The 14,670-nt window shown below is 40.8% G+C and carries 8 protein-coding genes; 3 read left to right on the top strand and 5 right to left on the bottom strand.

The features are described 5' to 3' along the window. From AB3G73_RS23165 to AB3G73_RS23185, 5 genes are all read right to left on the bottom strand, one after another. Entirely contained in the window at positions 1-3,567 is a 3,567-nt protein-coding gene (locus AB3G73_RS23165) for a SusC/RagA family TonB-linked outer membrane protein (RefSeq protein WP_258979645.1), read from the bottom strand. Positions 3,568-3,596: 29 nt separating this feature from the next. Beyond that, entirely contained in the window at positions 3,597-4,757 is a 1,161-nt protein-coding gene (locus tag AB3G73_RS23170) for a FecR family protein (RefSeq protein WP_367745679.1), read from the bottom strand. Positions 4,758-4,823: 66 nt separating this feature from the next. After that, on the bottom strand, positions 4,824-5,378 hold the full coding sequence (locus tag AB3G73_RS23175) for an RNA polymerase sigma-70 factor (RefSeq protein WP_148364364.1): 555 nt from the start codon (positions 5,376-5,378) through the stop codon (positions 4,824-4,826). Between the two features lie 34 nt (positions 5,379-5,412). Continuing rightward, the gene (locus AB3G73_RS23180; RefSeq protein WP_148364365.1) at positions 5,413-6,114 is read right to left on the bottom strand and encodes a Crp/Fnr family transcriptional regulator; all 702 of its coding nucleotides are present in this window, start codon (positions 6,112-6,114) and stop codon (positions 5,413-5,415) included. A gap of 116 nt (positions 6,115-6,230) precedes the next feature. Next, positions 6,231-8,420 (bottom strand): glutamine synthetase III, encoded by a 2,190-nt coding sequence (locus AB3G73_RS23185; RefSeq protein ID WP_148364366.1) that lies wholly within the window; start codon positions 8,418-8,420, stop codon positions 6,231-6,233. A 959-nt stretch (positions 8,421-9,379) separates the two neighbouring features. Here AB3G73_RS23185 and AB3G73_RS23190 point away from each other — a divergent pair. The 3 genes from AB3G73_RS23190 to AB3G73_RS23200 all read left to right on the top strand — a co-directional run bounded on the left by AB3G73_RS23190 (position 9,380) and on the right by AB3G73_RS23200 (position 14,658). Further along, entirely contained in the window at positions 9,380-10,372 is a 993-nt protein-coding gene (locus AB3G73_RS23190; protein WP_367745680.1) for a phosphatidylinositol-specific phospholipase C, read from the top strand. Between the two features lie 152 nt (positions 10,373-10,524). Then, a complete protein-coding gene (locus tag AB3G73_RS23195) occupies positions 10,525-11,349 on the top strand; it encodes an ROK family protein (protein ID WP_148364368.1) in 825 nt (274 codons plus the stop codon). A gap of 99 nt (positions 11,350-11,448) precedes the next feature. Continuing rightward, positions 11,449-14,658 carry a TonB-dependent receptor gene (locus AB3G73_RS23200; protein ID WP_148364369.1) on the top strand — a complete coding sequence of 1,070 codons (3,210 nt, stop codon included), beginning with the start codon at positions 11,449-11,451 and terminating at the stop codon, positions 14,656-14,658. Positions 14,659-14,670 lie beyond the last annotated feature (12 nt).

The following is a 14,670-nucleotide window of genomic DNA, read 5'->3' on the forward strand; positions in this document are numbered from 1 at the left end:
TTAGAAACCAATGTTAATACCTAATGAATAATTCCGTGGAAGTACACTGTTACTAACTTCCGGGTCGAAACCGTTGAAACGTTTGCTGGCGATAACGAAGATGTTATCCATGTTAAAATTGAGTGATAGATTTTTCATATATATCTTTTCGCACCACTCGCGTTTCATTTGCCAGGATAAACCGATGTTGCGACAGCGTAAGAAAGAGCCGCTGACCACCATAGCATCAGATTGTTCCCATAATGGAATTCTATAAACATTCTCATTATTGGGCAATTCCACATAGGCCATACCTGCTCTGGGTAAAGAAGGAATAATTGTATGTGCTTCGTCTCCCGGTTCTTTCCAACGGTTCAGTAAATCACGGTTTATATTTGTATACGGATCTGGCATATAATATGAACTTGCGAACTGTTCATATGGCGATGGTAGACGTTTCTTGTTACCAAGTAGAAGTGAAAAACTTGTGTTTAAAGTCAATGATTTATAGCGGAAACTTAAGCTCAATCCACCGGTGAAATAAGGCTCTTTCTGACCAGAATATACCAGATAAGTAGTCGGATCGATTTGTCTGCTACGTTCTTCTTCCGGAATATCCAAAAGATTGAATAAAGCTTCACCGGTTTTCCCGTCTAATCCGGCAAAAGAGTATGACCAGAAACTGCTGAGCGGATATCCTTCTTTTAGTACAATATCTGAACGCCCGCTTAAAAAAGAAGCTGCATTGACATCAATGTCTGTATGTCCTCCTTCATTCCAGTTCTTGGAAGCATTCAGGCTGACACTTAATGCGTAGTCTCGTTTTTGTATCGGGGTGAAAGTTAATGTATATTCGATACCTCTGTTGTGGATAATACCACCGTTGCGTTTCATGGATGTTATTCCATATTCATAAGGTAATTCCAACTCAACAATCGCATTGGAACGTCGTGTATAATATTCCAGATTCATATAAAACATACTGAATAACTCCAGGTCTACACCGAAATTCCATGATTTGGTACGTTCCCATGATAGATTCGGATTTGGGATTTGGGAGATGGTAGACTGATATCTGTTGTATAGATTAGCTACTTTCCCTTGATTTAAAATCAAATCCGGACTAATCCGCGTTACTGCATTTCCTTGAATACCATAGGTGCCGCGGAAATTTAAGGTTGTTATCCATTTTACATATTTCTTCATGAAGTCCTCTTCTGAAGCTCTCCAGGAGAAACCGAATGAATAGGTAGGATCAATACGGTGATTAGCATCCTGACCGAAACGGTTGGAGGCATCATTACGTATGTTTGCATTAACGACATATCGGTTTTTGAGTGAATATGCCAATGTGGCGAATACGGAAAGGTAATTGTCTGTAGTATTGACTTTTCTCCATCCACCGTCATATATCCTTTTTAAAAGCCCCCATCCTTCGTCTTTAGAACCTGTAATAGGTGTAAAAGCTTGTGGAGTGGTTGGCAATGTTATTACTTCTCCTCTATCCGGGGCATATCCCCATACAGTATTGCTGACACCTTTATTGGTGGAAGAACGTAATTCCATACCTACTAAGGCATTAATTCGGTTCTCGTTATTGAAGGCTTTACTGAATTGCAGTTTATTCTGAATGTTGTAAGAGTACTGCTGTGCGTTGTTTGTGAATAATTCACCTCCAAATGGGAGTAAGGCTGCTCCAAACTCTTTACTGTTTGGTGAGACAGAGTTGAAATCATAGCCGCGATATGTTTCAGCAATATAGAACGTTTGTTCGGTTTCCCAGGCTTCGTTCGTACTGTTATTATCAGAATATCCTCCGGTGAATTGGTAAGTCAACCAGTCCAGAATATTCCATTTCAAGTCCAATGAAGCTGACATAAAGCTTGATTTGGATTTTGACCCACTATTGTTCCGTTCATTTACGAAATTGTATGATAATGATTTTACTCCGCTATTGTATGTATATGTGGCGTTCTTTTGATAGTAGGCATCGGGATCTATTGAGCGATTGGTAGTAGTAGCATACCCCATAGGGTTGACTCCCCCGGCAAAGCCATTATTCGTCGTTACGCTACCGTTAATCGTTGCATTAATTGTCAGTTTTTGTACCGGGCGTATAGTGATGGCAACGCGTCCGGTCATACGTTCACTGTCGTTTCCAATTTCCTGTCCTTCACTATTGGAATATCCCATAGAAGCTGCATAACTGTATTTATTTGTTCCACCGGAAACACTTATATTATGGTTATGACTGAAAGAGCGGCGGGTTAGCAGTTTGAACCAATCCGTGTTTTGTGTTTCCAAAACATTGCGTTGTGCCAAAAAATCTTCAGAAGATATATCATGCGACAGATACATATTCAATAATCCTTCATAAGTATATATTTGTTTGATTGGTTCTGCGCCATACGGAGTTCCCCAGTTAAAAGCTTCTTGTGAAAACTGTACTCTTTCTTTGGAGTTCATGTAGTTGAACTGTCCGTAGTTAGGACGCGTACCTATTACAAAATTAGATGTGTAATTGACGCTTAGGCGGTCAGTCGTATTCTTTTTGGTTGTGATTTCAATAACACCATTAGATGCTTTCGAACCGTAGATAGCGGTTGCGGAAGCATCTTTCAGAATACTGATGCTTTCGATATCAGCAGGATTCAACCAGGAAATCTGATTACCGATGATGTTTTTTAAGTCCTCTGTCATTAAAGAAGATGCATTCAGCTCCAGTGGGTCTTCCTGAATAATGCCGTCAACTACCCAAAGTGGATCTTGATTACCCAGTAAGGTACTTGTACCGCGGATTTGAATTTTCGGGGCAGTACCTACACGGCTACTTGTATTAGTGACAATCATACCTGCTACACGTCCTTGCAGCATTTGGTCGATAGTGGTATACGAAGGCATTATAATATCTTTTGCTTTTACTGTAGTAATGGAACCTACCAAGTCACGGCGCTGAATATTCTGGTAACCGGTCACAACTACTTCGTCGATTTCCGTGCTGGAACTGTTTAAAGTGACATTAATCGTTTTCTTTCCTGTATATCTTACGGTTTTTTTCTCCATTCCAATGAATGAGTAAGTCAATATCAGTCCTTCCTGTGCCGGAATGTTAAAAGTGTAGTTTCCGTCCAGCCCGGCGATGGCTCCGTGCTTTGAACCCCGTACGGTAACCGTGGCCCCGGGAAGGGCTTCACCACTAGCGTCACGTATCCATCCGCTGATAGTGATTTTGTTCGTTTTTCTTTTCTTGATAACGATGGCATTGCCTGACACTTCGTAAGTCAGGTTGGTGCCCTCCAAGCATTCATCCAGAATCTCGGTGATCGTTTTGTTTTTTGCCCTTACGCTGATATCGGTTATGTTAGCGATATCTTCTGTTGCATACATAAAGATGAACTTTGTGCGGTTTTGCAAATACCAAAGCGTGGATTCCAGGCTTTCGCCTCTCAAATCAACGGAGATTCGCTGATTGTCTTGTGCTTGAATCATAAGTGAAGAAAGGGAGAATATGCATAAAAGACAGGATTTAATGAAATGTCTGCTTACACAAGATACTCCCTTTGATAAGGACTGTGCTCGTTTTTTCATAATGCGTTAGTTATAATATGTATTAATAGTTATTGTTTATAAGCAATGTGCAGTACCCCTTCCCTTTGTTTGATGTCTACCATATTCAGTTCCATTATCATGTCGATAATAGGGTTCATGTTTGCATAGCGGTTGAGATAAGCTCCGATTTTTACCTGCTTGGCTGCGTCGTCTTCAAAAGTGTATTTGAATCCGTACCATTTGGATAGATATGACATGACATTTTCAAGAGGAATGTTTATAAAGATGAATGATCCAGACTCCCAGGAAGTATATAATTCAGCATTTACATTGGAGACGATACCTTTCTGGCTATTTTTGTCATAAAGGAAGTGTTGGTTTGGAAGCAATTCATAGTCTTCATTTTCATTGTTTATCTTTACGCCCCCACTCACTAATGTTGTACTTTCCACTCCTTCATCTGCGTAGGCCCTTACATTGAAAGAGGTTCCTGTCACCCGGATTGAAGTATGCGGTGTTTGCACGATGAATGGATGTGCTTTGTCCGGAGCAACATCAAAATAGGCTTCACCTTCAACTTGTACGATACGTTCCTTATTGTTGAAACAAATCGGATAAGTCAGTTGAGATTCTGCATTCAGATGTACTTTTGTTCCATCCGAAAGGACAATGTGACATTCCATACCATGCAGTGTACGGAGCGTATTCTTGATCTCTTTCACTTTGGGCTTGTTGGCAGGAGTTTGATAATTGATCCCTTTAGAATCAATGATGAATATTTCAGCTGCACCTTCCGGGAGGGCATTATCGAAAAGATTGAAGGTGTTGCCATTACTTAAAGTCAGTTCTCCGCCATGGGTTCCTGGAGTGATTTCGCCGATTGGTTCTCCGGCTACCCAATTATATATAAGGTAGGAAGCCGGTATTATCAGAAGCAAAATAAGAGCTGCATATTTCAGGCTCTTTCTCCATGAAAGAAAACCGGATGCTTTTTCTCCTCCCAATCGCGGGTAGATTCTGTCCCATGCTTTTTGTGAAGAGAAACTTTTGATTAACTGAGTGTTTTTTTCATACGTTTCCTCATTCAATATTCGTTTGGCTAGCTTTTGATGCTCCGGATTTTCATTAATCCATTCACGGTAGGCTTTTTCTTCCTCCGGGATAGCCGAATGAGTGAATAGGGAAGCAAGGAATTTTGCAATTCTAAAGTTTTCTTTGAATGAATTCATCGTTTTTAGGATTTGTTTGTATATAAAACAATCCAATCGAAAAAACGGGGTAATCAAAAAGTTACTTTATTTGCATAAAAATAGTAATAAGGCGTAGTTTATGCCTTTGAGGCTTTCGCGAAGTTTGCGATAGGCGAATTTCTTTAACGTATGGACAGTACCCTCTGAAATTTGCAATTTGTCAGCAATCTCATGGTTTTTTAACCCTTTCATGGAATATAAGATGATATTTCGCATTTGGGTAGGCAATTCTTCTACCGCTTTGCGAACTATGCGGAAAGTTTCTTGTTCGATAATTGCAGCTTCAAAACCGCTGTCAAACTTTTCTTGTTCCGGAAAATCTGGAATATCCAATTGTTCATGTTTGAGATGATTCAGGCATTTATTTCGGGTGACGGTATAGAGGAAGCTCTTAACTTTCAGAATGTCATCAAAATCTTCTTTTCGCTCCCAATAAACCAACAATGCATCTTGTACGATGTCTTTGCAAACCTCTTTGTCATCGATATAGTGGGATGAAAAAACACAAAGAATAGGATAGTAGTCATCAAATAGCTTTTTGAAAGCCTGTTTGTTACCACGTTTTATGTCTGCAATTATATTTTCTATATGTATGTTCACTATTTAGGGTGGAGCGATTGGTGCAGAAACTCTCTTACCCAATCTTACTTATTTTCTTCAGCTTTTCTTCTTCGATAATTTTAATCTTTCTTCCGTCGATAGTAATTAGTCTTTCCGTAGCGAATTGCGACAAGGTACGGATAGCGTTCGAAGTAGTCATATTGGAAAGATTTGCCAGATCTTCACGTGAAAGATAAATGCTCAAAGTGGAACCGTCTTCTTCAAGACCATAGCTTTCTTTCAAGAAAATGAGTGATTCGGCCAAGCGTCCGCGAATATGCTTTTGTGTCAGATTAACGGTACGTTCGTCGGAGATACCCAAGTCAATGGAGAGTTGGCGGATGAAGAACATGGCCAAATCATTATTTTGGGCAATCAGAGTAGTGATGGCACTCATAGGAATCAGGCAAATAACAGAGGGTTCGAAAGCTGCTGCTGCGGTTACAAAATCTTGTTTGGCAAAATAAGCACGATATGCAAAGTATTCGCGTGGTTTAATCATGCGGATAATCTGACTTCTCCCCCCTACACCATCTTTGAAGATTTTCACTTTACCACTGATGAGACACATCAGATGAGACGGTGTCTCTCCTTCACAGTAGATGGTTTCATTCTTTTTGTAGGTTTGTATCGTATAATTGTTCATCAGAAACTCCTTTTGCTCATTGTTTAGAGGAGCTAACATATCGGATAACGGTTCCGAAATATCGATGTCTGACATATTCATTTTTACCATGAGTGCTACAAAACTGTGTTATACAGCACAAAAGTAAAAAGAAAAAATGAGAAAATGAACGAATCTATAAAAAGATTGCACAAAAGTGGGAGCTTTCGTGCAATCTTGTGGACGTTTTATTTAGTAAATAGTAGTTCCCTGTATTTAGGCAACGGCCATATTTCGTCGTCTACTTCCATCTCCAGGTGGTCGATGTGGTCGCGGATTTGGTCAAGATACGGGCGTACTTTTTCTTCGTATGCAAATGCCCTTTCTTTGTAGTTTTCCATGTGGTTGGCTACTTTTCTTGCTTCGGTCATATCGCGCACGAGTACTTTGATAGAAGTGACCCGGTGTGAAATCTCACGAATTAATTCTTTACGGTCGGCACTCAATACTTCGTATTCTTCAGCCGGGAATATTTCTTTCAGTCCCCGAAGATTTTCGAGCAAACGGTTCTGATAGGCAACGGCAGTAGGTACGATATGGTTGATGGCGAGGTCGCCTAATACACGGCCTTCGATCTGCACCTTCATGGTGTATTTCTCCAATTCCACTTCCAAGCGGCTGTTCAATTCGGTTTCGTTGAAAATACGTTCACCGATGAGTACTGCTTTCGATTGATTATCTACATAATGCATCAGAGCTTCCGGAACATGGCAGATATTCGTCAGTCCGCGGCGTGCGGCTTCTTGTTTCCATTCTTCGGAATAGCCGTCCCCTTCGAAACGAATCGGTTCGGAGGCGATAATTGTTTCTTTCAGCAGGCGGAAGATGGCTTCATCTTTGCCTACTCCTTCTTCCATCAGTTTTTCTACCGATGCGCGGAATTCGTTCAGCTGGTTTGCCATGGCCGCATTGATTACAATCATGGAGGCGGCACAGTTGGAAGAAGAACCTGCGGCACGGAATTCGAATCGGTTTCCGGTGAATGCGAAAGGAGAAGTACGGTTGCGGTCGGTGGTATCCAGTAAAATTTCGGGGATACGTCCGATGCCTAACTTCAGCGTGGTTTTTTCTTCCGGCGTCATTTTTTCGTTTCCTACTTGGCGGACAATTTCGTCAAGAGTGGACGAGAGTTGTGAACCCAGAAAGCAAGAGAGGATGGCAGGAGGAGCTTCATTGGCTCCCAAACGGTAGCTGTTGCTGGCGCTCATGATGGAGGCTCGCAATAAATCTTGGTTTTTATAAACCATCATTAAGGCGTTCACCAGAAAAGTGAGGAATAGCATATTTCCTTTCGGGTTCTTTCCGGGAGCGAACAGATTGATGCCGGTGTCTGTGCAGAGCGACCAGTTGTTGTGCTTGCCCGAACCGTTTACTCCGCTATATGGCTTTTCGTGCAGGAGTACATTAAAATGATGTTTTCTGGCGATACGCTTCATCAAATCCATGACGAGCTGGTTGTGGTCGTTGGCAAGATTGCAGTTTTCGAAGATAGGGGCCAACTCAAATTGGTTGGGGGCTACTTCGTTGTGACGGGTTTTGGCGGGAATACCCAGTTTGTGACACTCGATTTCGAGTTCTTTCATAAATGCAGTGACACGTGGAGGGATAGAACCGAAATAATGGTCTTCCAACTGTTGGTCTTTGGCAGAAGAGTGTCCCATCAGTGTCCGTCCTGTCAGACAGAGGTCGGGGCGTGCATTATATAAGGAAGAGTCTACAAGGAAATATTCCTGTTCCCATCCTAAATTGGTATATACGCGTGTGATATTCTTGTCGAATAGCTGGCAGACTTCCGTTGCTGCTTTGTCTACGGCGGCAAGTGCTTTCAATAATGGAGTTTTGTAATCCAGCGCTTCACCTGTATAAGAAATGAAGATAGTGGGGATACAAAGAGTGGTATCTACTACGAATGCTGGTGAAGAAACATCCCAGGCCGTATATCCTCGCGCTTCGAAAGTGTTGCGGATACCGCCGTTAGGGAAAGAAGAAGCATCCGGCTCTTGTTGGATCAGTAGTTTTCCGGAGAAGCGTTCGATCACTCCGCCATCTTCGCCAAATTCGATAAAGCCGTCGTGCTTCTCGGCTGTTCCGTCTGTCAGAGGTTGGAACCAGTGTGTGTAGTGAGTGACGTTGAGTGACTTAGCCCAACTTTTCATACCGTTAGCAATTAAATCTGCTATTTCACGGCTGATAGGCGTACCTTTTTCGATAGCATCGGTTACAGCTTTGTAAGCTTCTTTAGGAAGATACTCTTGCATCTTCTTGCGGTCGAACACGTGGCTACCATAATAATCAGAGAGTTTGTTGGAAGGGGCAATAACTTCCAGAGGTTTCCGGTTGGAAAGCTCTTGTAAAGCAAAAAAACGCATTTTTGACATAAATGGTCTATTTTTTATCGGTTGATGGCGCAAAATTATATGTTTTTTCTGAAAGTACCCCTGTTTTTGAGGGGGTATTTTCAGAAATAACTTATTTTTTATTGATAATGCCCCCTCAGGAATTTGGCACTTACGAAAACTGTAGGGCGTTTGGGTTCCATGTCGGAATTTCATATAATGAAGAACATCTATCATACTTTTACTATAAAAGATGGGTATCTATCATACCTATACTCCGTCTATCTTAGTGTAGTATTAGGTGAAGTACCCCTTTGAAGGCATCAAGATGCATACATTATAGTAAGCCGTATTATCTTACCAACATTTAGTTTGTTGCACTCTAGTGAATAGACCTTTGCACTCCAGTGAACGGTTTTTTCCACTAGAGTGCAAAGAACCGTTCACTGGAGTGCAAAGATTGACTTCTCCCTTAGAGAAAACGGTATTATCCATTGAATAATAAATTGTTAACTAGTATATTTCATATAAACAAACAATGATTTGTTTGCAAAATGCTATTGCCGTAGGAATAAAAGCAGTACACACAGAAAGAAGCAATCAGTTCTGTTGATGGAAAACACGCCAGATATACTATGAGAAATACCGCCAACGAGTATGAGAAATGAGGTGAAATCGGGGGTGTTTTGCTGAAAAACTATGAGAAATGCCTATTTAGGAAATCATTTCTCATAATCTATCTATTTGATTATATTCGCTTTATATGGATACTATGAGAATATGAGAAATGGAAACGAAAAATTCAGAAAAGAGGTCTCTGAAGCTGATAGGAAGATTGTGTTTAGTTTATTTCCGAACCGATATCAGCTAGTTCATTTTTTATTGATTGTAATTGGGGAAAATGTTTACGCAAAATGAAGAACTAAATACGCAATTGAGAATAGATAAGAAAAATGAACCTTTTAACTTTGCGCTTATTATAACCTATTAAGCAATATATTATGGGACGAAAATTTTCACGAATGTGTTATATATTAGCTTTGACCATATTTGTATTAGTTTTTCCGGGCTTATGCACTGAGGCCGCTCCTCGATGTACCGAAACGAGTATGTGGTTGAATGGTAGTGTGGAAAAAACAACGTGGATGAAGTGTCTTCATGATACACTGTTAATGTGCAAAATATCCATTCCCGGTACGCATGACAGTGGCACTACCAAAGGTGGAGATATGTTGAAAACACAGTCTGAAACCATTCCTGTCCAGTTGCAGTTGGGAATTCGCGCTTTCGATATTCGTTTGGAAAAGAAAAATAATAAATTAGGTATCTTCCATAGTTATGCTTTTCAGGATCTATATTGGGAAGATGATGTTTTGCCCGCCTTCATTTCTTTTTTGCAGGCGTATCCTTCTGAAACATTGATTGTCTCACTGAAAAAGGAGGGCGGAGAGTTGCAGGATTATGCATCTTTAGTGTCTGCTTCTTTGAGTAATCCTGTATATCAAGATTATTTCGTAACAGATTTTCACCCTGAACTGACATTGAAAGACTGTCGCGGAAAGATTCTTTTTTTACATAGGGATTCTGCAATGATTAATTATCCGGGTGCTGCTTGTGTAGGTTGGGAAGATAATAAAACCTGTCTGCTTATTCTTTGCAATAAAGATGGGAAAGAAGGTCGTGTGTTGCTTCAAGATGAGTACCAATATGAGTCAGGCAAAGATGCTGGAAAGAAAATAACAACAATTATTCGTAATATTGATGTAGTGTCTGACCAGCCCGCTTCTTCACGTAAGTGGGGTATTAGCTTTGTCAGTGCAACCGGATTACCTTTGGGAACACCTAAGATCTTTGCAGACCAAATTAATCAACCTGTAGCAGACTATCTGGAGCAGGAACACAAACGGAACTGTGGCATTGTTTTTATTGATTTTATTAATGATAAAGGCGGTAAAGAACTGGTGGAATATTTAATTGAAAGCAATATCAAGTGAGGCTACTCTACCGAGGCAAACAAAATCTCTTTATTATGAAGTTCTTTTAGCAGAAATGCGCAAAGTGAAGAATATTATACGCATTTGGTACTTTATAAAGGGTGTCCAATTCCTACATTTGTCTATAATTAAAAATAAAAAAGTGTAATGCTATGAAACTGTCAATAGATTTAGGTGGAACCCATGTTCGGATAGCACAAGTGGAGAATGGCAGGTGTCTTAATAAGATATCGGTTGCTTGTCCATCGCAGCAAGATGCTTCTACGATTCTCAATTTACTATCTCAGCTTATTGAAAGAATGATGAACGAACATGTAGAAGGCATTGGCATAGGTGTCCCTTCTATTGTAGATTCGGAAAAAGGGGTTGTTTATAATGTGGCAAACATCTCCTCCTGGAAGGAAATTCATTTGAAAGAGGCTTTGGAAAGTGAGTTTAGAGTACCTGTTGCTATCAACAACGATTCTAATTGTTTCACTTTGGGGGTGAAAATGTTCGGTGAAGGGCAACCTTATGCCAACATGGTGGGAGTGACGATAGGAACTGGTATCGGGGCAGGGGTCATCATTGATCATCGTCTCTATGGCGGCGAATTTATGGGAGCAGGCGAAATAGGAACATTGCCATATTTAGATTCCGACTTTGAGCAATATTGTAGTAGTTTCTTTTTTAAACGGTACAATACTACTGGTGCTGAGGCTGCTGAAAAGGCAAATAGTGGAGACAGGGCTGCATTGGAAATATGGAAAGAATTTGGAATTCATTTGGGTAACCTTATGAAAGCAGTTCTTCTGGTGTATGCTCCGCAGGCTGTTATTTTGGGAGGAGGTATTGCACCAGCATTTCCTTTATTTAGAGGAGCTATGGAAAATGAGATGCGGATTTTTCCTTACAAAGTTATATTGGATAGAGTAGAGGTGAAGGTTTCCCATCAGAAAGATGCTAGTTTGTTGGGAGCTTCTGTTCTGATAAAGTAATCAAAGTATAATCTTTTTGTAAATCGAATATAATTCTGTCTTGTGACCTTTGGGGCAGATTTATAATTATCAATATTATAAACTTTAAATTTTAAATGTATGAGACAAGCAAATTTTAGGATCTATCGAAAGATTCTGACTATTTTGTTAGTGCTGTTCTTGTCTGCAAGTGCTTATGCACAGCAAATCACAGTGAAAGGAACAGTGAAAGATCAAACGGGTGAGCCTGCAATCGGAGCCAATGTTTTGATCAAGGGAACTTCTAACGGAGTCATTACAGATGTGGATGGAAAGTTCGAGTTGTCAACTGATAAAAATGCCGTATTGGTTATAAGTTATGTTGGCTATGCAAACCAGGAAGTGCAGGTTACCGGTAAACCCTTAATGATTATTCTAAAAGAGGATTCGGAACTTCTGGATGAAGTAGTTGTGTTAGGTTACGGTGCGAATTCACGTAAGCAGGATTTGTCGGCGGCTGTAGGTGTATTGAGCAATACCGAGGAATTAACCACTCGTCCGGTCAGCTCTACAGAAAGTATGCTGCAAGGTCAGCTGGCTGGTGTCACGGTACAAGCCAACGGTGGTGACCCTACTGCTACTCCTACGATTACTATCCGTGGACAAGGTTCTTACAAACGTAAAATTGCTGGTGTTGAACAAGGTGGGGATAACGTACTCTGGGTAGTTGACGGAGTTCCCGGCGCTCCTATTGCTTCAATGAGTGATATCGAATCTATCGTAGTATTGAAAGATGCTGCCTCTGCTGCTATCTATGGTGCGCAGTCAGGTGCAGGCGGTGTAATTTTGGTCACTACCAAAAAGGCTAAGGCAGGTACGCCCACTCTTAGTTACGAAGGTACTTATGGGATTCGTCAGGCTACAAATTTGCCGGAGCCACTGAATGCTGAGGGTGAATTAGAGATGCGTAAACGCTCTTATGCCAATGCGGATATGTCACTTCCCGATGGTTGGGATGTGGCAAAAAATCCGTGGATTGGCACCACTCGTACCAATTGGATGGACGAGATTTTCCGTACAGCTTTTTATCAACGCCATAACATAGCGTTGAATGTAGGTACAGAGAATTTTTCGAGTCGTTTGTCTTTCTCATTTGATAATGACGAAGGAGTATTGATCAATACTTATAATAAGAATTATTCGATACGTTACAATGGTAAGTTCGACTTGAATAAATGGGTGTCTATCAGCGAAGATTTTGTTTGGAAAAATACGGAGAGCCGCACAAAGGATACAGACGATGCATATACAGGTCCTGTTTTATCAGCAATCTATATGCCAGCCAGTGCTACTGTATATAATCCGTTGGATGGAACTTGGGGAGGAACCACTACTGAAGATCCTGAATACATAGCTAAGTATGGAAGCAATTTTGCAGGTGCCCATGGTGATGCTGTTAACCCGGTACGTCTGTTGAAAGCGGAAAACCGTTTTAACAGAACCAGTGATGTTTGGAGTACTACAAGTTTGCAAATAGCCAATGTACTACAGGGGTTAAAGTTTACCAGCCGTTTCACTTACAATCTGAAGAGTAATAATTATAAAAATTTCCGTCCTATTCAGGATGAACCGGGTAAGCCCAATAACTCAAATAACATGGATATAACGAATTATCGTAGAGATGCATGGAAAACTGAGAATACGCTGACTTATGATAATACTTTCGGAAGACATACAGTAGGCGCATTGTTCTCTACTACAGCTGATCATTTTGTAACGCGCGGTCTTGATGTTAACGGTAAGAACTTTACCGATGAAAGCCCATATTTGCAATATCTGGCATATGCAGGTTCTACTTCGGCTACCGATTATATGACAGGTCCTGATGCCAATGTCTCATTGGTGGCCCGTTTGGCTTATTCTTACGATGATCGCTATTTTGCTACGGCCTCTTGGCGGCGCGATTATGCAGGCCGTTTACCTAAAGAAAATAATTTTGGTGACTTTCCGGCAGTTACATTGGCATGGAAGATTTCTAACGAGAAGTTCTTTAAGAAAAATGATTTCATCAGTTTGCTGAAATTGCGTGCTTCTTGGGGACGTGTTGGAAACTTGGGCTCTATTAACTATAATTACAAATCGCTTTTGTTGGGAACAACGTATTGGCAGGAACAAGCTCAATATGGTGTGATGAATAATACAACCTGGAATAATTTCGTGTATAACTCTACTGCCATGAACAAGAATCTGACATGGGAGACTTCTGAACAGTACGATTTAGGTTTGGATGTCGAAATGTTCAATAGCCGTTTGTCTTTGTCGTTCGACTACTTTGATAAGCGTACTTTTAACCTGATTCAGGAACAGACCATGGATTGGCCGAGTACTATCGGATTGGATCCGATGTTGATTAATCAAGGTGAAGTTCGCAATCGTGGTTTTGAAATATCAGCAAACTGGAGCGATCGTATCAACAAGAATTTCTCTTATTTTGTATCAGGTAACTTTTCGTATTTGAAGAACTGGGTTTCCGACATAGGTGTGAAGAATGCCGATGGTACTCCTGGCGTATGGACTGATAGTGATTCTAAATTCCGCAATATTCCTTTTACTCGTCAGACTGCAGAGGGAGAACCTTTGAATTCGTACTATTTGATTAAGACTGCCGGTATTTTCCAGAGTGATGCCGAAGTTGCTGCCTGGAATAAGGAGCATGGTACTTATGTTACCGACTCTAATGGTAACAAAGAGTGGAAAGGCATTCAGGCAAATGCCAAAGCCGGTGACTTAAAGTTCGTAGACTACAACAATGACGGTAAGATTGATGATAAAGACCGCCAATATTGCGGTAGTGCTACTCCGAAGACAACATATGCTTTCACATTAGGAGCTACTTATAAAAAACTGTCTGTCAGCGCTATGTTTCAGGGTGTAGGTGGTGCTCAGGCATTCTATGCTGCGAAATATATGACGTTGAGCGATGTAGATGGTAACTTTAACCGTACAAAGGAAATTCTGAACGCCTGGAGTCCGACGAATACCTCTTCAAATATCCCCAGACTGTCAAAGAATGATCCGAATTCAAACTTCAGTACGGCATCTGATTGGTATTTGGAGGATGCTTCTTATTTGCGCCTGAAAAACCTGACTGTTTCCTATGACTTATCAGGCGTATTGCAAAAGTGGTCGCATCTGAAAGAGCGCAGTAGTCGTATGTCTGTCTACTTCAGTGGTGAGAATCTCTTTACAATAACCGATTATTCGGGTATGGATCCGGAATGTGGCGGCTGGGATGCTATGAAATATCCTGTATCCAGGGTATTCTCTTTTGGCGTGAAATTAACTTATTAATAAAAACAGAGA

This window comes from Bacteroides sp. L008 (assembly GCF_040812255.1).
Classification (GTDB): Bacteria; Bacteroidota; Bacteroidia; order Bacteroidales; family Bacteroidaceae; genus Bacteroides; species Bacteroides vicugnae.

Bases quoted from the DNA above. Each gene is read 5' to 3' on its own strand.
- AB3G73_RS23190 (WP_367745680.1), top strand. From the start codon at position 9,380: ATGGGACGAAAATTTTCACGAATGTGTTATATATTAGCTTTGACCATA.
- AB3G73_RS23185 (WP_148364366.1), bottom strand. From the start codon at position 8,420: ATGTCAAAAATGCGTTTTTTTGCTTTACAAGAGCTTTCCAACCGGAAA.
- AB3G73_RS23180 (WP_148364365.1), bottom strand. From the start codon at position 6,114: ATGGTAAAAATGAATATGTCAGACATCGATATTTCGGAACCGTTATCC.
- AB3G73_RS23195 (WP_148364368.1), top strand. From the start codon at position 10,525: ATGAAACTGTCAATAGATTTAGGTGGAACCCATGTTCGGATAGCACAA.
- AB3G73_RS23170 (WP_367745679.1), bottom strand. From the start codon at position 4,757: ATGAATTCATTCAAAGAAAACTTTAGAATTGCAAAATTCCTTGCTTCC.
- AB3G73_RS23165 (WP_258979645.1), bottom strand. From the start codon at position 3,567: ATGAAAAAACGAGCACAGTCCTTATCAAAGGGAGTATCTTGTGTAAGC.
- AB3G73_RS23200 (WP_148364369.1), top strand. From the start codon at position 11,449: ATGAGACAAGCAAATTTTAGGATCTATCGAAAGATTCTGACTATTTTG.